Genomic DNA, 19,669 nt, shown 5'->3' on the forward strand with positions numbered 1-19,669 from the left:
ACCTCATCAGTTAAATCAAGACTTGAACTAAGCGCCGTGGCAGTGACCTTGGTGCGTCACCCCCACCTGCCTTCGGCGCCCCCTCGTGCTCTTCGTGTTCTTTCGTGCTCTTCCCATCGCACCCGCAGGGACCTCCATGAGACTCAGATCCTTGGGCGTCGCGCTCGCCGCCGTGGCGGCGCTGCTCGCCCTTCCCGTTCCCCGACCGGCCGCCGCGGCCGAACTCCCGCTGTCCCAGGGCAGAACCGCGACGTCCTCCTCCGACGAGAACGCCGGCACACCCGCCGCCGACGCCGTCGACGGCGACACCGGCACCCGCTGGTCGTCGGCCGCGAGCGACTCCCAGTGGCTCCAGGTCGACCTCGGCGCCACGGCCTCGATCTCGAAGGTCGTCCTCAACTGGGAGGCGGCCTACGGCAAGGACTACAAGATCCAGGCCTCCGCCGACGGCAGCACCTGGACCGACCTCACCTCCGTCACCGGCGGCGACGGCGGCACCGACACCCTCGACGTCGCTGGACAGGGCCGCTACGTGAGGATGTACGGCATCCACCGCGGCACCCAATACGGCTACTCCCTCTGGGAGTTCCAGGTCTTCGGCACCTCCGGCACCGGCACCTCCTCGTGCGACACGGCGAACGCAGCGAAGGGCAGGCCCGCCTCGGCCTCCTCCACGGAGAACGCCGGCACCCCCGCCTCCGCGGCCTTCGACGGCGACGCCGGCACCCGCTGGTCCAGCCAGGCCGCCGACCCGCAGTGGGTGCAGGTCGACCTGGGCTCGGTCAAGGACCTGTGCAAGGTCGACCTGACCTGGGAGGCCGCCTACGCCAAGGAGTTCCAGATCCAGGCCTCCGGCGACGGCCAGAACTGGAGCACTCTCAAGAGCGTCACCGGCGCCACCGGCGGCACGGCCTCCTACGACGTCAGCGGCTCGGGCCGCTACCTCCGCATCAACGGCACGGTCCGCGCGACGGGTTACGGCTACTCCCTGTGGGAGGTGGCCGTCCACACCGGCTCCGGCGGCAGCACGCCCCCGGTGCAGGGCGGCGGCGACCTCGGGCCGAACGTGATCGTGGTCGACCCCTCGACCCCGAACCTGCAGCAGAAGTTCGACCAGGTCTTCGCCCAGCAGGAGAAGGCGCAGTTCGGCAGCGGTCGCTACCAGTTCCTGATGAAGCCGGGAACCTACAACGGCATCAACGCCCAACTCGGCTTCTACACCTCGATCTCCGGGCTCGGCCTCAACCCCGACGACGTGCGCATCAACGGTGACATCACCGTCGACGCGGGCTGGTTCAACGGCAACGCCACCCAGAACTTCTGGCGTTCGGCCGAGAACCTCTCCCTCAACCCGGTCAGCGGCACCGACCGCTGGGCCGTCGCCCAGGCCGCGCCGTTCCGCCGCATCCACGTCACCGGCGGACTCAACCTCGCCCCGAACGGCTACGGTTGGGCCTCCGGCGGCTACATCGCCGACTCGAAGATCGACGGCACTGTCGGCCCGTACTCCCAGCAGCAGTGGTACACCCGCGACAGCTCGGTCGGCGGCTGGACCAACGGCGTGTGGAACATGACGTTCACCGGCGTCCAGGGCGCCCCGGCGACCAACTTCGACTCCGGCCCGTACACCACGCTCGACACGACGCCCGTCTCCCGCGAGAAGCCGTTCCTCTACCTCGACGGCAGCACCTACAAGGTCTTCGTGCCCGCCAAGCGCACCAACGCGCGCGGCGTGTCCTGGCCGGCGAACGCGGGCACCTCGCTCCCGCTGGACCAGTTCTACGTCGTGAAGCCGGGCGCCACCGCCGCCACCATCAACCAGGCCCTCGCCCAGGGCCTCAACCTCCTGTTCACGCCCGGGGTCTACCACCTCGACCAGACGATCAACGTGACGCGCCCCGGCACCGTGGTGCTGGGCCTGGGCCTGGCCACGATCGTGCCGGACCACGGCATCGACGCCATGCACGTCGCCGACGTCAACGGTGTACGGCTCGCCGGATTCCTGATCGACGCCGGCGCCACCAACTCCGACACGCTGCTGCAGATCGGGGAACCCGGCGCGAGCGCCGACCACTCGGCCGATCCGACCACCATGCAGGACGTGTTCGTCCGTATCGGCGGGGCGGGCCCCGGCCTCGCCACCAACTCCGTCGTCGTCAACAGCGACGACGTCATCATCGACCACACCTGGCTCTGGCGCGCCGACCACGGCGACGGCGTCGGCTGGGACACCAACCGCGCCGACTACGGCCTGCGCGTCAACGGCGACGACGTGCTGGCGACGGGGTTGTTCGTGGAGCACTTCAACAAGTACGACGTGCTGTGGAGCGGCGAACGCGGGCGCACCATCTTCTTCCAGAACGAGAAGGCCTACGACGCCCCGAACGCGGCCGCCATCACCCATGACGGCATCGTCGGATACGCGGCCTACAAGGTCGCCGACAACGTCACCCAGCACGAGGCGTGGGGGCTGGGCAGTTACTGCAACTACACCAGCGATCCCTCGATCGTCCAGGCGCACGGCTTCCAGGTACCGGTCACCGCCGGGGTGAAGCTGCACGACGTGCTGGTGATCTCCCTGGGCGGCAAGGGCCAGTACGCCCATGTCGTCAACAACACCGGCGCCCCGACATCGGGCACGGACACGGTGCCGTCGAAGGTGACGTCGTTCCCATGACCGGTTGGGGATCGGTGACACCTTGAACGGCTGAGCCCCTGCCGGGGTCGCGTACCGCGGTCCCGGCAGGGGTTCGTTCGGGTTTCCGGTCGGTCACGTCTGCGGCGGGTGATCCGCGGGAATCTCCGTCCGCCCGACGGGGTTACCGACTGTGACGACGATCCACACGGAGACCCGCGGTCCGCCGCAGGGAGGACAGGAGGCGGGAGCCGATGAGTCTGCGCCAGTTCGAGTACGCCCTGGCCGTCGCCGAGGCGGGCTCGGTCACGGCGGCGGCGGAGCTGCTGCATGTCGCTCAGCCGTCGATGTCCCAGCAGATCCGCGGCCTGGAGCGGGATCTCGGCGTGGAGCTGTTCGCCCGTACGCCGACCGGGCTGGTGCCCACCGTCGTCGGCCGCGCGTTTCTGCGGGAGGCGGAGGTCGCGGTGAGCGCGGCACGGCGGGCGAGGGCGACAGCCCGGGCCGGTGCCGAGGAGCTTGAGGGCGAGGTCGTCGTCGCGGCCCAAATGGGCTTTGGCACACGGCAGTTGCCGGGCGCGCTGAGTGCGCTGCGGCGCCGCTTCCCCCGCTTGGAGGTCACCGTCTTCGAGGAGCCGAGCTCGGCCGAACTGGACCGTCTGTGCCGCCGGGGCGTGCTGAACCTCGCCCTGATGGCGGCGTGCGAGCGGACCCCCGCCGACGCCCACCACCTGGGCGACGAGGAGTTCGTCGTGGTGCTGGGCGCCGGGCGCCGGCAGCTCGCGGCGGACCGGGTCGACCTGCGCGAACTGGACGGGGAGCCGTGGGTGAGGTTCGACCGTGACAGCGCGCTCGACGGCGTGCTGCTGAACGTACTGCGGGACAACGAACTGGCCCCCACCACGGTCGCCCGCGTGTCCCAGACGGCGACCGCCGTGCGCTGGGCCGCACACGGGCTGGGGGTGACGCTCGTACCGGCCTCCGCGGTGCCCCATGGTTACGAGCACCTCGTACGCCCGGTGTCCCCGGTCGTGACCCAGCCGGTCATCGCCGTGCTCCGGCCCGGCGCGGGCCCGGCGGAATCGGCCCTGCTCGAATTCCTGCGCAAGGAGACGTGGTCCGAGCCGACATTCTTCTCGGCGGTGCCCTAATGGCAGTGTCCTAAAGGCGGGGCAGGAAAGGGGCGGGTTTTATTGCGTTCTCAGCCCCTGGGGAATTCGCCGCCGTCCACGATGATATTGCTTCCGGTCAGCCAGCCCGCCCGGTCGGACACGAGGAACCGCACCGCGTGGGCGATGTCGTCGGGCAGGCCGTCGCGCCCCAGCGGGGTGGTGTCGTCGGCGTTGACCTGGGCGGGCGCCTCGGAAAGCTGCGCCCACTGCTCCCGTGTGGCCTCGCCGCCGGGGGTGGTGACCCTGCCGGGGCTCACGGTGTTGACCCGGATTCCGGCCGGGGCCAGCTCCAGGGCCAGCCCCCGGCTGTAGTTCTCCAGTGCCGCCTTGGCCGCTGTGTAGTGCAGGAACGGTCCCACCGGGGTGAGGACGGCGGCCGAGGAGACATGCACGATCATCCCCGAGCCCTGGTCCCGCATCCCCGGTACCAGCAGCGCGTCAAGGCGCACCGAAGCCAGGAAGTTCAGGTCCATCGCGTCCTGCCATTCCTCGTCGGGGATGGCGGAAGCGACCTTGTGCGGTCGCGCACCTCCTGCGTTGTGGACCAGGATGTCCACCCCGCCGAGCGTCTCGCGCGCGACCGCGGCAAGCGCCTGCGCGCCGGCCTGGGTCCGTACGTCCGCCTGCACGAAGGCGGCTCCCTGCGGCGCCGCGCTCGTCGCCGACCGGGCGGTCGTGAGCACCTCGGCGCCCGCGTCCAGGAGTTGGCGTACGACGGCCGCTCCGATTCCGCGGGAGCCGCCCGTGACCAGGGCCCGCTTTCCTGCGAGTTCCCGCATTCCCGATCCGCTGTCGACAGTGGTCATGCCACCGGTCCTCTCCATTATGCAATCCGTTGTGTATGGGCGCTCGAATCAAAGATGAGCTGTTTCACCGTACGTACGGAAAAGAGGGCGAGGCAAAGACGAAATAGCAGCACGGGGTATAGGGAGGTCCTATGGCCATTTGGGGAGGTGGCCATGGGAGAGGCCGGCGATTCACTGGCCGTTGCATGGACCCGACGTTCGAGGGGCGCGGGGTCGGTGAGACGATCACGGCGAACGGCCGCTCCTTCGGAAGGGGAAGAAGAGTGTCCGTGTTCCAGCGCATCCTCGTCGCCGTCGATCCCAGCCCCGCCCGCCACCGCGCCGTACGGCTGGTCGGCGAGCTCGCACAGCTGCACGGCGCCGAGGTCCGCGTCGTACACGTCGCCGCGCAGGCCGCCTCCGCCGCCGCGATCGTCCCGCTCGAGAACGACGCCGAGGCAAAGGCCGTCGTCGATGAAGCCGTCGCCGCCCTACGGGGGCAGGGGATCAAGGTCGAGGGCACCCTCGCCAAGGGGCTCACCACGCAGATCGCGGAGGCCATTTCCGAGGCGGCCGTGGAGTTCGGCGCCGACCTCATCGTTCTGAGCCCTCACCACCGCAGTGCGCTCGAGGCACTGTTCCAGCCTCGTGTCAGCGACGCCGTCGCCCATCACACCGGCGCCGCCGTGCTGCTCGCCCCGGAAGCCCCCGACCAGGCCTGACCACGCCGTCCGCGTCCCGGCTCCGAGCGAGCGGGCGAGGGGGCGAGCGGGCGATGAGTTCTCTCGTGGTGACCGGTCTTCACTGCATGGCGTGACCAACCGCAGCTGAGGAGATCACCATGACCGTCACCTACACCTTCGACGTCTTCTGCAGCCTCGACGGCTTCGGTGCCGCCGGCGGCGACTGGACCGGCTACTGGGGGAAGCAGGGCCCCGAGCTTCTCGACCACCGCCTCGCCGTCTACAGCGAGGAGCAGCAAATGGTCTTCGGGGCCAACACCTACCGGGACTTCGTGCGGATGCTGGCGTCCAGCACCGAGGAGTCCGACGTGCGGGACCCGTGGGTCACGAAGATGCGGAACATGCCGGCGACGGTGGTGTCGAGCACACTCAAGGAGGCCCTCGACTGGCCGGACGCGACCGTGGTGAGCGGTGACGCCGTCGAGGTCGTGGCCCGCCTCAAGGAGGAGTCCGAGGTTCCGCTGCGCTCGCACGGGAGCCTGTCGCTGAACCGGGCGCTGATGGCCGCCGGTCTCGTCGACCGCGTACAGGTGACGCTCTTCCCCGTGATCACCGGTCGGACAGGACAGGCCCCGATCTTCCAGGGGGCTGCCGACTTCGACCTGGAACTGATCGAGCAGCGCACCCTCGACGGCCACATCCAGGAACTCGTGTACCGCCCGACCCTGCACGGCTGAGCGCTCCCCTCCCCTGCTGCAGACCTGAGCTGTAACGGCCTCAACTCGCCCGCGGGGTGCCCACGGTGGTGTGTCCGGCGCGCTCGTGCTGTGCGCGGGCCGCTTCCAGCAGATGCTGCCAGGAGGTGACGGTCGGCCGGCGGCGCAGCAGGGCGCGGCGCTCGCGTTCGGTCATGCCGCCCCAAATTCCGTACTCGATGCGCTGGTCGAGGGCATAGGCGAGACACTCGGTCCTGACCCCGCAGCCGCCGCACAATGCTTTGGCCCGGTTCTGCGCGGTTCCCTTGACGAACAGTTCGTCGGGGTCGGCTGTCCTGCACAGCCCTTGCTCGCCCCAGGTGGTGTCCATCATCCGGTGATGCCGTCCTCTCCCCTGGCCTGCCTGATGAGTTGCCTCGTGCCGAGGGCAACGGGCATATGTGATCACGCCGTTTGAGGAATCGTTACTTCCTTCACCCTGCGCATCACACCTTCGAGTGATCGGTGATTGCCTTCCTAGCGCTGCCGCGCTACAGGGAGTTCACCAATCAACGCCGTCGCCAGGACCATCCACTGCCGATTCCGGCCACGTGCAGGGCCAGCGCGGTGAGGCCGAGCAACATCACATTGGTCGAGCTGAAGGTGTCGTTGGTGGAGATGTCCGCCGCATTGATCAGGAACGAGATGAAAAACAGGACCGCCGAGAGTATCGCGAGCATGATGACCGTCCGTTCGGTGAGTTGACGCATCCGGTGTGCAGTCCGGATGCCCGCGACCGGGCGGAACACACTGACGGTCGCGCCGATGACGCAGCCCGTCGACGTTGCTCCTCGGTACGGCTCTGCCGGGGCCAACTTCCGCCCCGGCAGAGCCGCCAGAGGATCAGGCGTAGTAGTGGATCGTGCCGTGCAGAGCGGGTACGCCGCCCTCGCAGTGCTGCACGAAGGTGGCGGCGAACGCCTTGATCGCGCCGTCGTCACCGCGGGCCAGCCTGGTCACCGTGATCTCACCAGTGACGGTGTTGCAGCCGCGTCCGTCGCCGAACACGTCCAGTCCCGCGACCGAGGCTCCATGGCTGCGCTCCGCCTGATAGGTGTGTCCGGCCTCGAACTGCTCGCCGTCGGGCGGGGTCAACTGCGCGGTCCAGTACTCCCGCTTGCCGGAGACGTCGTACTGCACGCCGTCACCGTAGGACCTGAGCGAGAAGGTGCTGGTGGCGCCCTGGTGGGTCTGGGCGACGCCCTGGCCTATGTAGTCGCCGGCGTCGCTCGTGTACGCGTAGGAGAGCGGGTAGGCGTGGTACTTGATGACTCCCTTGAGCGCGGGAGCGTCGGCGCTCTCGCAGTGCTGGGTGTAGGTGGCGTCCAGAACGGTGATCGCCCCGGATGTGTCTGTCTCGATCTGGTTGACGGAGAACTGGCCGTAGACCTCGTTGCAGCCGCGGCCGTCGCCATAGACGTCGAGTCCGGGTGACCGGCCGGTCCGGGTCGCCGCTCCCTCCGCGTTGCGGTATATGCCGGGCCGGAGTTGCTCACCTCTGGGCGCCGCGAGGTTGACGGCCCACTGTTCGTCGGCGGTGCTCACAGTGAGCTGCACGTACCCCGCGTCACCCCCGACGCTGATGGTGCTCGTGGACGGCGTGTACGCGGCACTGCCGCCCTGGCCGATGTAGTCGCCGGCCTGGCTGGTGAAGCTGTACTTGGTCACGGCCACCGGTGTGCCGGTGGCGGCCGATGCCGCCCCGGCCGTCCCGAAACCGAGACCGACCGCCACGAAAAGACTCAAGAGCGCGCCCAGCAACGAAAGCAGTGAACCTGCGCGTCTGTGCACAGTCACATTCCCCTCCTTGGCACGGAACACCCCCACTGAGTGCCCGCAACCCCGGTTATAACAAGGGGCACTGACATCGATGTCGTAGTCGAGCCATCACCGACACCGACCGGTTCGGCCGGTGGACGCCGATCTTCAGTCCAGGTCCGACATGTCCAGAGTTTCTTGCGGCCCACGAGCAGGTCGGTGGTCTCGACTGTGACGGGGCCGAGGTCGTGTGGGGCGGAGAGGGTGTCGCCGACGACGTCGAACCGGTCGCGGGCCTCGGCCATCTGCTTGGGGTCCGTCGAGACGATGAGGGCGTGGGCGCCGAGCCGGCGAGCGTCCTCGGCCTTGTCCGGTGAGCGGCTGATCACCGAGGTGTCGGCGCCGTGTGCCACGGCGAACTTGACCGCCAGATGGCCCAGGCCGCCCAGTCCCGCCACGGCGACCCGGGTCCCCGGCCGCGGCCGGATCCAGACCGGCGGGAAGGGCGTAGGTGAAGCGGTCGCGGACGACGTACTCGCGGGAGTAGCCGCCCAGGGTCGTCGATCCGTCGTGCCGGTCGATGCCGTCGTAGGTCAGGGTCGGGAAGGCGTGGCAGAAGATTTCCTGGCCGGCCCGGCGCATGGCGCGTGACGTCGCCGGGTGCGAGCCGGCGACGTGGAACGCCTCGCGACCGTGATCTCGACGACCGGCAGCGGCTCACCAGGTGGGGATCATGCCTCCGTCGATCACGAAATCGCTGCCGGTGATGTTGGCCGAGCGGTCCCCGGCCAGGAACAGGGCCAGGTCCGCCACCTCCCTGGGCTTGGTGAAGCGGCCGGTGACCATGGACGACTGCGCCTCGGCCACGATGTCCTCGGGAGTGGCGCCCACCGCGGCCGACACCGTGTCGGCCACTCCTCCCCCGCCGAGCCACAGATCCGTCTCCACCGGACCCGGGCTCACGGTGTTGAGGCGGATGCCCTTGGGGCCCACCTCCTTGGACAGGGCCTTGGAGAAGGCGACGAGTGCGGCCTTGCCCGCGCTGTAGTCGATCACCAGCGGGTCGGGCAGGGTGGCATTGACCGAGGCGATCGTGACGACCGAGCCCCGGCCCGCCGCGAGCATCAGCGGCAGGGCGGCGCGTGTGACCCGTACGGCCGCGAGGAGGTTCAGGTCGAGCGTGCGCCGCCACTCCTCGTCGGTCACCGTGAGGAAGCCGCCGGTGCGGGGCGGAGCCGTGCCGACGTTGTTGACGAGGACGTCCACCCGCCCCTGCGCGGCCCCGATCAGCCGCTCGGCCGCCGCCGGATCGCTCAGATCGACGGACACCCAGGTCACCGAGGCGTGCTCGGCCAGCACGTCCAGCTCCTTCGACGACGTACGGGACCCTGCGATCACGCCCGCTCCGGCCGCGGCCAGAGCCTCGGTCACCGCGAGCCCGATGCCCTTGCTCGCACCGGTGACGACGGCGGTCCTGCCCTGCAGTTCGTTGGCCATGGGATCGGCTCCTCGGAGTGGGTGAGAGGCGGGCACGCCGGGGAGACGGCTCGGCCCGGCACCCACGGTGCCAGGCCGGTCGCGGCGCTGCAGGGCGAACGCCTCACCTCGTCCGCCGGGTGGCGCCCTCGGGCGAGCGGTTACACGCTGGAGAGGTGTGCGCCGGTGATCAGGACGCAATCCCCCCGCGCATCGTGCACATCCGTCGCTGCGGTGACGTTTGCACGCGCCCCTGGGGGTCACCCCGCACACGGGGACGTGCCGGGTCTCCCGATGACGCGCGACCCGGCACACGACCGCCCCCGTACGACGAAAGGCAGATTGATGACGGAAATCCCGCCCGCCACCACGACCGATTCCGGCGCCCCGGTCGAGAGCGACGAGCATTCGCTCACCGTGGGACCCGGGGGCCCGATCCTGCTGCAGGACGCCTATCTGATCGAGCAGATGGCACAGTTCAACCGGGAGCGGATCCCCGAGCGGCAGCCGCACGCCAAGGGAAGCGGCGCCTTCGGGCACTTCGAGGTGACCCACGACGTCAGCGCGTACACCAAGGCGGCCGTTTTCCAGCCGGGCACGCGCACCGACCTGGTCGCCCGCTTCTCGACCGTGGCGGGTGAGCGCGGCAGCCCGGACACCTGGCGCGACCCGCGCGGCTTCGCGGTGAAGTTCTACACCAGCGAGGGCAACTACGACATGGTCGGCAACAACACGCCGGTGTTCTTCGTGAAGGACCCGATGAAGTTCCAGCACTTCATCCGCTCCCAGAAGCGCCGCGCCGACAACAACCTTCGCGACCACGACATGCAGTGGGACTTCTGGACGCTCTCCCCCGAGTCCGCGCACCAGGTCACCTGGCTGATGGGCGACCGCGGCATTCCGCGGACCTGGCGCCACATGAACGGCTACACCTCCCACACCTATATGTGGATCAACGCGGCCGGCGAGCGGTTCTGGGTGAAGTACCACTTCAAGACCGACCAGGGCATCGAGTGCTTCACACAGCACGAGGCCGACCAGATGGCCGCTGCCGACACGGATTACCACACGCGTGATCTGTTCGAGCACATCCGCGACGGCGACTTCCCCAGCTGGACGCTGAAGGTGCAGGTGATGCCGTACGAGGACGCCGCGCACTACCGCTTCAACCCGTTCGACCTCACCAAGGTGTGGCCGCACGGCGACTACCCGCTCATCCCGGTCGGCAGGATGACGCTCGACCGCAACCCGACCGACAACCACGCCCAGATCGAGCAGGCCGCCTTCCAGCCCAACAACCTCGTCCCCGGCATCGGACCCAGCCCGGACCGCATGCTGCTGGCCCGGCTGTTCTCCTACGCGGACGCACACCGCCACCGGATCGGCGGCAACTACCAGCAGCTTCCGGTGAACGCCCCCGTCGTCGACGTCCACACGTACTCCAAGGACGGGGCGATGGCGTACCGGAACACCACCGACCCGGTGTACGCCCCCAACTCCAAGGGCGGCCCCGCGGCCGACAGCGCCCGCTACACGCCGCCCAGTTGGGAGGCGGACGGCGCGATCACCCGTGCCGCGTACGTCAGTCATCCCGAGGACGACGACTGGGGCCAGCCCGGCACGCTGGTGCGCGAGGTCATGGACGACGCCGCGCGCGACCGCCTCGTCGACAACGTCGTGGGCCATCTCCTCAACGGCGTGACGGAGCCCGTCCTCAAGCGGGCCTTCGAGTACTGGTCGAACATCGACAAGACCATCGGGGACCGCATCGCCCAGGGTGTCCGCGCCAAGGCCGGCGAGAAGGACCCCAAGGCGGCCGAACAGGCCAATCCCGCACGGAGCAGCATGCAGGACAAGGCCTGACGGCCCGACCGTCGGGCAGCCGCCACCCGGCACTGCCCATGTCGGTGCCGGGTCGTTGTCAGTGCCGAGTGAGATTCTCGCGATATGAGTGGAGAGTCTTTCAACTGGCAGGCGTTCCTGGGTCGTTGGCAGGAGGAGTGGGTTCCGCGCGACGACTCGGACATGGACGCGTACGAGGACGACGGTGAGACCTTCGTCCTTCCCGGCAGACCCGGTGCGGACGAGGCGGCGATCGCCGCGGCCGAGGAGCGGCTCGGACGGCGACTGCCGCCCTCGTACCGCGCGTTCCTGGCCGTGAGCGACGGCTGGCATGTGGACGAGACCGTCGGGGTCTACCAGCTCGGCGGCGCCGCGGACATCCGCTGGTTCGGGGACCCGCACGGCATGACCTCGCTGTACGAGGAGAACCTGGGCGACGACCCGCGCGAGGAGGACGTCCGGCTGGCCGGGATGTGGAAGCGGGCGCTCCAGCTGGAGACCGACTCCGACATGTCGCACGCCCTGCTGGACCCCGGTGACGTCGACGCGGACGGCGAATGGGCCCTGTACGTCTACAAGGGCTGGAGTGGTGAACTGCCCCGCCGGTACCCGTCGTTCCGTGCGTACATGGAGGCCATGTACCGCCGCTTCCACGCCGATCGCTCGCAGGACACCGACTTCGTGAACGCGACCACCCGCGCCCAGGACGCGCATGTGGACGAGGCCCGAGTGCTGGCTGTGCTCGGACGCTACGAGGAGGCCCTCCCCCTGCTTGAGGAGGCTCGGTCCTTCGGACGGCCGCGTAGCGCCGCTCTCTTCAACCAGCTGCGGCAGTTCATGCATCCGCACGAGACCCCCGGCTACGGCAACCTGGTGGCCGACCCGCTCTACCTGCCCGAGCTGCTGCCCGTTGAGGCCAAGTCGGAAGTGACCGGCCGATGGCAACCGGGCGGGGACGACCACTGGTTGAGGATGATGGTCGCTCGCGGGGTCGCCCGGAAGAGGGCCGAGGCCGTGCGGAGCGCGGTGCGGGACGGCAACCACCGCTACGCACCCGACGGTTCGTGGGGCCGTGCCGTCAGCGAGGCGCGAGGGGCTGCTCGTTGGGGAAACAGTGACGCCGCATGGCGGGTGCTTCGGGCCGCGCTTCCGCACTGGAAGGCCCCCGGGCCCCTGCTGATCGCCCCGGTCGGTCTCCTCGCCGATCCGATCCTGGGCCCGCTGATCACCCCGGAGCGTGGTCGGGAGCTCCTCGCGACACCACGGGACGGACAGCAGGGGCCCGCTCCCGAGCCGGTGCCCGATCTCGACCCACCGGGTCTCGTCTGGCTCGCCGAGACCGCGACGATGCGGCAAGCATTCGACGGGTACCGCTGCGTCTGGGTCGAGGGGAGCGACCCCGCCCGGCTGCCCGCCCTGATCGGCGAGGACGGCGCCGAGCTGGGTGCGCCCGTCGATTCGCGTACGGCGTTCTGGCGTGCCCCCAGGAGTAACGACCGGGAGGGCGTGCAACCCTGGGAGGACCGGGCTCTGGTCTCCGTCGGCCGCACCGCCGAAGGGTGGGCCTTCGCCTTCGACGGCCGCGCGCACAGCTCCCTCAGCACGAGGTTCGTGTCCCCCGCTCAGGCCGCTTCCGTGTCCGGCCGCGCGGTGGTGGTCTGTCGCGAATCGAGGCCCTCGTCCCCGGGCGGCCGGTCGGCCACCTTCCACCTGTCGGTGGCCGAACAGGGCGTGGACCTCTACGCGTTCACCGTGCAGGGTGCGGAGATCACGCGCTCCGGGGAGATACCCGAGGCACTGGACCCCGCACGATTGTTCCGCCCAGAGGACGCCGAACTGGGCGCCGAAATACGCATGTTGGCGGCCCTGCACACCGAACTCGGCCTCTCCCTGCCCCGCTTCGCCCTGACCCGGGGCAAGCTCCCCACCTTCACCACCCGGTCCTGGACCCGGGCGCCCCGCGAGGGCGAGGGGTACGCCACTCTCACCTTCGTACGCCACCGGCCCTGACGGGTACTGCCGACCGCCTCATGCGACGCCCGTGCGGTGGATCGGGGTGCCGGAGCCCGTCAGGGGAGCGCCCGTTCCGCCCCGGCGGCTGGCGACGATCTCCGCCGCGATCGACAGGGCCGTCTCCTCGGGGGTACGGCCGCCGAGGTCGAGGCCGATGGGCGATCGCAGGCGGGCCAACTCGGCTTCCGTCAGGCCGACTTCACGCAGGCGGCGGTTGCGGTCGGCGTGGGTGCGCGGTGAACCCATGGCGCCCACGAAGGCGACCGGCAGCCGCAGCGCGACCTCGAGCAGCGGAACGTCGAACTTGGCGTCATGGGTGAGGACGCACAGCACGGTGCGGGCGTCGGTCGTGGTGCGGCGCAGATAGCGGTGCGGCCAGTCCACCACGATCTCGTCGGCCTCGGGGAAGCGCGCCCGGGTGGCGAAGACGGGACGGGCGTCGCACACGGTGACGTGGTGGCCGAGGAACTTGCCGACCCGGACCAGCGCAGCCGCGAAGTCGATCGCGCCGAAGACGATCATCCGGGGTGGCGGCACACTCGATTCGACCAGCAGGGTGAGCCCGCCCGGGCAGTGCGAGCCGTCCTCCGAGACCTCGAACGTGCCGGTGCGACCCGCATCCAGCGCGGCCCCGGCCTCGGCGGCAGCCGTGCGGTCCAGCGCCGCGTCACCGCCGAGCGTGCCGTCGAACGAGCCGTCGCCGTGGACGAGCAGACCGGCGCCGAGGTAGGGCTCCGGGCCGCGCACCACGCGTGCGACAGCGACCGGTTCGCCCTTGACGGCGAGGTTCAACGCCATGTGCAGCAGGGTTCTCAGCGGCGCGTCCACGGGCAGCGGTGTGACGAGGACGTCGAGGACCCCGCCGCAGGTCAGCCCCACGGCGAAGGCGTCCTCGTCGCTGTAGCCGAAGCGCTCCAGCACGCTGCGGCCGCTTCGGCGTGCCTCGACGCACAGGTCGTAGACCGCCCCCTCGACGCAACCGCCGGACACCGACCCGATGACGGTGCCCTCATCGTCGACGGCGAGTGAGGCGCCTGGCCCGCGAGGGGCGCTGCCGCCGACGGCCACGACCGTGGCGACGGCGACAGCGCGGTCCTCGTCGAGCCAGCGTTTCAGCTCCGGTGCGAGATCAAGCACCGTTGCCCGCCGTGAGGATGCGGTCCGGGCGGATGGGCAGGCTGCGGTGGCGTACACCGGTCGCATGCCAGACGGCGTTTGCCACGGCGGCCGCGGCGCCGACGATGCCGACCTCGCCGATGCCCTTGATGCCGACGGGGTCCTCGGGATCGTGGTCGTCCACCCAGTCCGCCTCGATGTGCGGGACGTCGGCGTGCGTGGCCACGTGGTAGCCCGCGAGATCGGCGCCGACCTGGCCGCCGAAGTACGCGTCGCGGGCGGCCTCCTCGTGCAGGGCCATCGAGAGGCCCCAGATCATGCCGCCGGTGAACTGCCCTTTCGCCGTGAGGGGGTTGACGATGCGCCCCGCGGCGAAGATCCCGAGCATGCGCCGCACCCGCACCTCACCCGTGGCCGGGTCGACGGCGACCTCGGCGAACTGGGCGCCGTAGGAGTGGCGTTCCTTCTGGGCGAGGGCGGTGATGGCCGCGGTGGTGTCGGAGCGCACGGTGATGCCCTGCGCGGGGATCTCCATGCCCGGCACCAGACGTTCCCGCAGCTCGCTCGCCGCCGCGGTGACGGCCCAGGACCAGGAACGGGTGCCCGAGGAACCACCGGCGATGCTCGCCGGTCCGAATGCACTGTCGCCGATCCTGACCCGGATCCGCTCGGGCGGTGTGTCGAGTGCGTCCGCCGCGACAAGGGTGAGCGCGGTACGGGCGCCGGTGCCGATGTCCGCGGCGGCGATGCGGACGGTGAAGGTGTCGTCGGCCTCGGCGGTGATCGTGGCGGTCGACGGGAGGGCGGCCGCCTGGAAGGACGCGCCCGCGGTGCCGCTGCCCAGCAGCCAGCGCCCGTCGCGGCGCACGCCGGGCCGCGGATCGCGCCGGTCCCAGCCGAAGCGGCGGGCGCCTTCCTCGAAGCAGGCCCGCAGGTTGCGCGCGGCGAACGGCAGGCCGGACACCGGGCCCTTGTCCGGTTCGTTGCGCAGGCGCAGCTCGATGGGGTCGACGCCGCACTTCTCGGCGAGTTCGTCGAGCGCGGCCTCCAGGGCGAAGGACCCCGGCGCCTCGCCCGGGGCGCGCATCCACGTCGGGCTCGGGACATCGCGCCGTACGACCCGGTTCTCGGTGTGGTGGGCGTCCGCGTCGTACATCGCCCGAGCGACGGTCGCGCTGGGTTCGACGAAGTCGTAGACGGTGGAGGTGCGGCTGAGGGAGCGGTGGTCCAGGGCGCGCAGCCGTCCGTCGGCGTCGGCGCCGAGGCGGACCCGCTGGATGGTGGGGCTGCGGTGTCCGGCCAGCGTGAACATCTGACGTCGGGTCAGGACGACGCGTACCGGCCGCTGCAGGACACTTGCGGCCATGACGGCCGCCACCTGGTGTGCGCGTACTCCCTTGCTGCCGAAGCCACCCCCGACGTGTTCGGAACGCACGCGGATGGAGGCCGGGTCGAGGGAGAAGAGTTTCGCGAGTTCGCCGACAACCATGGTGGTGCTCTGGTTGGAGTCGACCAGTTCGAGCCGGCCGTCGTCCCAACGGGCCATGGCCGCATGGGGTTCCATCGGATTGTGGTGTTCTTCGGGCGTGGTGTACTCGGCGTCCAACACGACCGCGGACGCGGCGAGTTCGGCCTCCAGGTCGCCCTTGTCCGTGACGGCGGGAATACGGCCGTCCACGTGGCAGGCATCGGGATCCTCGCTGCTGAACTCGACCTCGTGGGGCTGCTCGTCGTAGTGGACGACGAGGGATTCCGCGGCCTCCCGCGCCTGTTCGGAGGTCTCGGCGACGACCAGCGCCACCGGCCAGCCCAGGTGGGGCACCTGGTCGTTCTGGAAGACGGCACAGGTCGGATCGGGTTTCGTACCCAGCATGCCGATGAAGTCGGTCTCCACATGCGGGGCGTTGCCGTGGTGCAGGACGGCGAGGACGCCGGGCATCTCGAGGACCGGGCCGGTGACGACGTCCTCGATGCGACCGCGGGCGACCGTGGACAGCACCAGCCAGCCGTGGGCGAGCCCGGCGAAGGGGACCTCGCCCGCGTACCGGGCCGCTCCGGTGACCTTGTCCCGGCCCTCGACGCGGACGTGGTCCCTGCCGACGGCGCGGACCGGCGCGGCGGTCACGGTGGTCGTGGTCATCGGCCGGCCTCCTCGGCGAGTTCGCTCAGCACGGCCACCGTCAGGTTCCGCATCAAGGTCACCTTGTACTCGTTGTGGGCCAGCGGCCTGGCGGCCGCCAGTTCGGCATCCGCGGCGGCCGCGAAGGTCTCCGCGTCGGCGCTCGCACCGGCGAGGACGCGTTCGGCCGCCCGCGCCCGCCAGGGGCGGGAGGCGACGGCGCCGTAGGCCAGGCGGACGTCGTGCACCAGGCCGTCGCGGACGTCGAGCGCGGCGGCGATCGAGCCGATGGCGAAGGCGTAGGAGGCGCGCTCACGCACCTTGCGGTAGCGGGAGCGGGCCGCGACCGGAGCCGGCGGCAGGCTGACGTGGGTGATCAACGCGCCGGGCGGCAGGGCCGTTTCGCGGTGCGGGGTCTCGTCGACGGGCAGGAAGAACCATCCGATCGGCAACGCGTCCGGCCCGTCGACGGTCTCGAAGTGCACCACCGCGTCGAGGGCGGCCAGGGCCACGGCCATGTCCGAGGGGTGCACGGCCACGCAGTACGCGGAGGCACCGAGCACGGCGTGATTGTGGTGCTCGCCCCGGATGGCGGGGCAACCGCTGCCGGGGGTGCGCTTGTTGCACGGCTTGGACAGGTCGGTGAAGTATCCGCACCGCGTGCGCTGCAGGAGGTTGCCGCCGACGGTGGCCATGTTGCGCAGCTGGCCGGAGGCTCCGGCGAGCAGCGCCTGCGCGAGCATCGGGTAGCGGCGCCGCACCTCGGGGTGGACGGCGAGGTCGCTGTTGGTGACGGTCGCGCCGATGCGCAGCCCGCCGTCCGGTGTGCTCTCGACACGGTCCAGGGGTAGCTCACGTACGTCGACGAGCCGGGTGGGCCGTTCGACGCCGCTCTTCATCAGGTCGACCAGATTGGTGCCGCCCGCGAGGAAGCGGGCCTCGGGATCGGCGTCGAGCAAGGCGACTGCGCCCGACACGTCGCCGGCCTTCTGATAGGCGAACTCCCTCATGCGGCCTGCTCCTTCGTGTTCGGCCGGGCGTCGATCCGCGATGCCGCGGGGGCTTCCGCCGCTCGCGCGACGGCCTCGACGATGGAGGCGTAGGCGGCGCACCGGCACAGGTTGCCGCTCATCCGTTCACGGATCTCGTCGGCGGTCAGGGGCGGCGGCCCCGCTTCCGGCCGTACGTCCTCCGTCGCGGCGCTCGGCCATCCGTCGGCGTGCTCGCCGAGCATGCCGATGGCCGAACAGATCTGTCCCGGCGTGCAGTAGCCGCACTGATAGCCGTCCAGGTCGAGGAACGCCTGCTGGACGGGGTGCAGTTGCTCGCCGTCCGCCACTCCTTCGATGGTCGTGATCTCACGGCCCTCGGCGGCGATGGCGAACTGCAGACAGGAAACGGTCCGGCGTCCGTCGACCAGGACCGTGCAGGCACCGCACTGGCCCTGGTCGCAGCCCTTCTTGGTGCCGGTCAGATCGAGCCGCTCGCGCAGTGCGTCGAGAAGCGTGGTGCGGTGGTCGACGGGCAGCGTGAACTTCTCGCCGTTGATGTGCAGGGTGATGACGCTGGACGTCGATACGGCCATGGGCCACTTCTTTCACAGTGTGTTCGCGACGGAGCCGGCCGCTGGACTTGGCGGCGGGGCGGGGCGAGGACCGAGGCAGGCAGGGGGGCAGGAGGCCGGCTGTACGCCGCCGAGTGACGGGGGGCGCGGGCTGCCGTTCGGTCGCGGGCAGGGCTATGCTGGACGCAACCGGACAACTGTCCGCTACACAGCAAACCTAACGGACAGCTGTCCGCTTAGCAAGGACGGCTTGGCAAGGACGGGTTTCGGCGCCGGCCCGCGAGGAGTGACGAGTGCAGCACAACGACGACGCGCCCCTGCGCTCGGACGCCCAGCGCAACCGTGAGCGCATTCTCGAGGTCGCCCTCGCCGAGCTGACGCTGCGCCCGGACGCGCCCCTCAGCGCGATCGCCAAGAAGGCGGGCGTCGGGCAGGGCACCTTCTACCGCAACTTCCCCAACCGGGAAGCGCTCGTCCTGGAGATCTACCGCCACGAGATGCAGCAAGTGGCCGATCACGCGGCCCAGTTGCTCGAACAGCTGCCGCCGCAGCAGGCGCTGCGGACCTGGATGGACCGGCTGGCCGAGTTCGCCATGACCAAGGCGGGCCTGGCCGATGCGATGCGCCTCGCCACGAGCACCCCGGGCGGCCCCGCCAAGCCCGCCCCCACCCCCCTCACCGACGCGACCGAACTCCTCCTGCGCGCCAACGAGGACGCGGGCACCATCCGCCCCGGCCTGACCCCCGACGACTTCCTGCTGACCATCGCCGGCCTGTGGCAGTTGCCCCCCGCCGAGGACTGGCGGCCCCGCGCCGCCCGGCTCCTCGACCTCGTCATGGACGGCCTGCGGGCCGGGGCTCCGCGAACCTGAAGGTCAGGGCAGGATGGAGTCGACGTATCCGCCGTCGACCCGCAGCGCACCGCCCGTGGTGGCCGACGCCTGGTCGGAGCTGAGGTAGACGACCATGTTGGCGATCTCCTCCGGCTCGATCAGCCGCTGCAGCAGGGACTGCGGACGGTGCTCGCGCATGAAGGCGCGCTGGGCCTCGTCCCAGGGCAGGTCACGGTCGACGAGCTCGTACACGAAGTCCTCGACCCCACCGGTGTGGGTGGGACCCGCGATGACCGAATTCACCGTCACGCCGGTACCGGCCGCCTGCTTGGCGAACCCACGGCCGACCGCGAGCAGGGCGGTCTTCGACATGCCGTAGTGGATCATCTCGGCGGGGATGACGACGGCCGAGTCGCTGGCGATGTACTGGACACGCCCCCATCCCCGCTCGGTCATGCCGGGTAGGCAGAGGCGGGTCAGCCGGATCGCCGCGAGGACGTTCACCTCGAAGTAGCGGCGCCATTCGTCGTCGGTGATCTCCATGGGGTCGGCGGATCCGAAGATCCCGAGGTTGTTGACGAGAATGTCCACCTGCGGCAGAGCGCCGAGCGCCTGCTCCGCCCCTTCCTCGGTGGTCACGTCCGCCGCCACGGGCACCAGCTCGGCTCCCGGCACCTGCTGCGCCAGCCGGGCGGCCGTCTCCTCGGCGCGCTCCGCGCTGCGGCCGTTGACGGCCACCCGGGCACCGGCGCGGGCGAGACCGGCGGCGATCGCCGCGCCGATGCCCTGCGTGGAACCGGTGACCAGTGCCGTGCGACCGCTCAGATCAATACGCATCTCGTACGCCCCTTCGTGTGCGCCGCTTTCGCGACGCCGCCTTCGTTGTACGTCCCTGTCGTGTCTTGTCCCCCTCGATGA

17 protein-coding genes and 1 pseudogene are annotated in these 19,669 nt (G+C 70.3%); 7 read left to right on the top strand and 11 right to left on the bottom strand.

Annotation, left to right across the window (positions count from 1 at the left end):
* Window positions 1-136: 136 nt before the first annotated feature.
* Both JYK17_RS13195 and JYK17_RS13200 read left to right on the top strand, forming a co-directional pair.
* Complete coding sequence (locus JYK17_RS13195; RefSeq protein WP_222810423.1) at window positions 137-2,677, top strand: discoidin domain-containing protein; 2,541 nt, start codon at window positions 137-139, stop codon at window positions 2,675-2,677.
* A gap of 212 nt (window positions 2,678-2,889) precedes the next feature.
* On the top strand, window positions 2,890-3,786 hold the full coding sequence (locus JYK17_RS13200; RefSeq protein WP_222810424.1) for a LysR family transcriptional regulator: 897 nt from the start codon (window positions 2,890-2,892) through the stop codon (window positions 3,784-3,786).
* A gap of 50 nt (window positions 3,787-3,836) precedes the next feature.
* Here the strand turns inward: JYK17_RS13200 and JYK17_RS13205 are convergent, their stop codons facing one another.
* Window positions 3,837-4,613, bottom strand: a complete 777-nt coding sequence (locus tag JYK17_RS13205) for an SDR family oxidoreductase (protein WP_108014201.1) — start codon at window positions 4,611-4,613, stop codon at window positions 3,837-3,839.
* Between the two features lie 269 nt (window positions 4,614-4,882).
* On the opposite strand from JYK17_RS13205, the gene JYK17_RS13210 reads away from it, so the two are divergent.
* The gene (locus JYK17_RS13210; RefSeq protein WP_108014383.1) at window positions 4,883-5,314 is read left to right on the top strand and encodes a universal stress protein; all 432 of its coding nucleotides are present in this window, start codon (window positions 4,883-4,885) and stop codon (window positions 5,312-5,314) included.
* A 119-nt stretch (window positions 5,315-5,433) separates the two neighbouring features.
* Window positions 5,434-6,012: a dihydrofolate reductase family protein gene (locus JYK17_RS13215; RefSeq protein ID WP_128800931.1), complete on the top strand. Its 579-nt coding sequence runs from the start codon at window positions 5,434-5,436 to the stop codon at window positions 6,010-6,012.
* 40 nt (window positions 6,013-6,052) lie between these two features.
* On the opposite strand, the gene JYK17_RS13220 is transcribed toward JYK17_RS13215, so the two are convergent.
* The 5 genes and pseudogenes from JYK17_RS13220 to JYK17_RS13240 form a co-directional block, all read right to left on the bottom strand.
* Window positions 6,053-6,364, bottom strand: coding sequence for a WhiB family transcriptional regulator (locus tag JYK17_RS13220; RefSeq protein ID WP_128800932.1), 312 nt, complete (start codon window positions 6,362-6,364; stop codon window positions 6,053-6,055).
* Between the two features lie 175 nt (window positions 6,365-6,539).
* Window positions 6,540-6,845 carry a hypothetical protein gene (locus JYK17_RS13225; RefSeq protein WP_128800933.1) on the bottom strand — a complete coding sequence of 102 codons (306 nt, stop codon included), beginning with the start codon at window positions 6,843-6,845 and terminating at the stop codon, window positions 6,540-6,542.
* A gap of 28 nt (window positions 6,846-6,873) precedes the next feature.
* A complete protein-coding gene (locus JYK17_RS13230) occupies window positions 6,874-7,764 on the bottom strand; it encodes a hypothetical protein (protein ID WP_234548352.1) in 891 nt (296 codons plus the stop codon).
* Between the two features lie 215 nt (window positions 7,765-7,979).
* Window positions 7,980-8,433: pseudogene (locus JYK17_RS13235) on the bottom strand (zinc-binding dehydrogenase); the annotation flags it as partial.
* 72 nt (window positions 8,434-8,505) lie between these two features.
* The gene (locus JYK17_RS13240) at window positions 8,506-9,285 is read right to left on the bottom strand and encodes an oxidoreductase (protein WP_108014208.1); all 780 of its coding nucleotides are present in this window, start codon (window positions 9,283-9,285) and stop codon (window positions 8,506-8,508) included.
* 324 nt (window positions 9,286-9,609) lie between these two features.
* Between JYK17_RS13240 and JYK17_RS13245 the strand changes: the two genes are divergently transcribed.
* Entirely contained in the window at window positions 9,610-11,127 is a 1,518-nt protein-coding gene (locus JYK17_RS13245; protein ID WP_222810425.1) for a catalase, read from the top strand.
* 84 nt (window positions 11,128-11,211) lie between these two features.
* Window positions 11,212-13,116: an SMI1/KNR4 family protein gene (locus JYK17_RS13250; RefSeq protein WP_222810426.1), complete on the top strand. Its 1,905-nt coding sequence runs from the start codon at window positions 11,212-11,214 to the stop codon at window positions 13,114-13,116.
* An 18-nt stretch (window positions 13,117-13,134) separates the two neighbouring features.
* On the opposite strand, the gene JYK17_RS13255 is transcribed toward JYK17_RS13250, so the two are convergent.
* The 4 genes from JYK17_RS13255 to JYK17_RS13270 are packed head-to-tail and all read right to left on the bottom strand — an operon-like array spanning window position 13,135 to window position 17,939.
* Window positions 13,135-14,256, bottom strand: a complete 1,122-nt coding sequence (locus tag JYK17_RS13255) for an XdhC family protein (protein ID WP_108014211.1) — start codon at window positions 14,254-14,256, stop codon at window positions 13,135-13,137.
* Window positions 14,249-16,375 (bottom strand): xanthine dehydrogenase family protein molybdopterin-binding subunit, encoded by a 2,127-nt coding sequence (locus JYK17_RS13260; RefSeq protein ID WP_222810427.1) that lies wholly within the window; start codon window positions 16,373-16,375, stop codon window positions 14,249-14,251. Before JYK17_RS13260 ends, JYK17_RS13255 begins: the two co-directional genes overlap by 8 nt.
* The gene (locus JYK17_RS13265; protein ID WP_108014213.1) at window positions 16,372-17,364 is read right to left on the bottom strand and encodes an FAD binding domain-containing protein; all 993 of its coding nucleotides are present in this window, start codon (window positions 17,362-17,364) and stop codon (window positions 16,372-16,374) included. The genes JYK17_RS13260 and JYK17_RS13265 overlap by 4 nt, the downstream gene beginning before the upstream one ends.
* Window positions 17,361-17,939, bottom strand: coding sequence for a (2Fe-2S)-binding protein (locus tag JYK17_RS13270; protein ID WP_108014214.1), 579 nt, complete (start codon window positions 17,937-17,939; stop codon window positions 17,361-17,363). The genes JYK17_RS13265 and JYK17_RS13270 overlap by 4 nt, the downstream gene beginning before the upstream one ends.
* 272 nt (window positions 17,940-18,211) lie before the next feature.
* Between JYK17_RS13270 and JYK17_RS13275 the strand changes: the two genes are divergently transcribed.
* On the top strand, window positions 18,212-18,790 hold the full coding sequence (locus JYK17_RS13275; protein ID WP_108014215.1) for a TetR/AcrR family transcriptional regulator: 579 nt from the start codon (window positions 18,212-18,214) through the stop codon (window positions 18,788-18,790).
* 3 nt (window positions 18,791-18,793) lie between these two features.
* Here JYK17_RS13275 and JYK17_RS13280 read toward each other — a convergent pair whose 3' ends face one another.
* Window positions 18,794-19,588 (bottom strand): SDR family NAD(P)-dependent oxidoreductase, encoded by a 795-nt coding sequence (locus JYK17_RS13280; protein WP_108014216.1) that lies wholly within the window; start codon window positions 19,586-19,588, stop codon window positions 18,794-18,796.
* Between the last annotated feature and the right edge of the window lie 81 nt (window positions 19,589-19,669).

The sequence above is a fragment of the Streptomyces plumbidurans genome (genome assembly GCF_019857225.1).
Lineage (GTDB): Bacteria > Actinomycetota > Actinomycetes > Streptomycetales > Streptomycetaceae > Streptomyces > Streptomyces plumbidurans.

Coding starts and splice junctions, on each gene's coding strand:
- JYK17_RS13270 (WP_108014214.1), bottom strand. CDS start 17,939: ATGGCCGTATCGACGTCCAGCGTCATCACCCTGCACATCAACGGCGAG.
- JYK17_RS13240 (WP_108014208.1), bottom strand. CDS start 9,285: ATGGCCAACGAACTGCAGGGCAGGACCGCCGTCGTCACCGGTGCGAGC.
- JYK17_RS13215 (WP_128800931.1), top strand. CDS start 5,434: ATGACCGTCACCTACACCTTCGACGTCTTCTGCAGCCTCGACGGCTTC.
- JYK17_RS13205 (WP_108014201.1), bottom strand. CDS start 4,613: ATGACCACTGTCGACAGCGGATCGGGAATGCGGGAACTCGCAGGAAAG.
- JYK17_RS13250 (WP_222810426.1), top strand. CDS start 11,212: ATGAGTGGAGAGTCTTTCAACTGGCAGGCGTTCCTGGGTCGTTGGCAG.
- JYK17_RS13265 (WP_108014213.1), bottom strand. CDS start 17,364: ATGAGGGAGTTCGCCTATCAGAAGGCCGGCGACGTGTCGGGCGCAGTC.
- JYK17_RS13260 (WP_222810427.1), bottom strand. CDS start 16,375: ATGACCACGACCACCGTGACCGCCGCGCCGGTCCGCGCCGTCGGCAGG.
- JYK17_RS13280 (WP_108014216.1), bottom strand. CDS start 19,588: ATGCGTATTGATCTGAGCGGTCGCACGGCACTGGTCACCGGTTCCACG.
- JYK17_RS13200 (WP_222810424.1), top strand. CDS start 2,890: ATGAGTCTGCGCCAGTTCGAGTACGCCCTGGCCGTCGCCGAGGCGGGC.
- JYK17_RS13220 (WP_128800932.1), bottom strand. CDS start 6,364: ATGATGGACACCACCTGGGGCGAGCAAGGGCTGTGCAGGACAGCCGAC.
- JYK17_RS13245 (WP_222810425.1), top strand. CDS start 9,610: ATGACGGAAATCCCGCCCGCCACCACGACCGATTCCGGCGCCCCGGTC.
- JYK17_RS13195 (WP_222810423.1), top strand. CDS start 137: ATGAGACTCAGATCCTTGGGCGTCGCGCTCGCCGCCGTGGCGGCGCTG.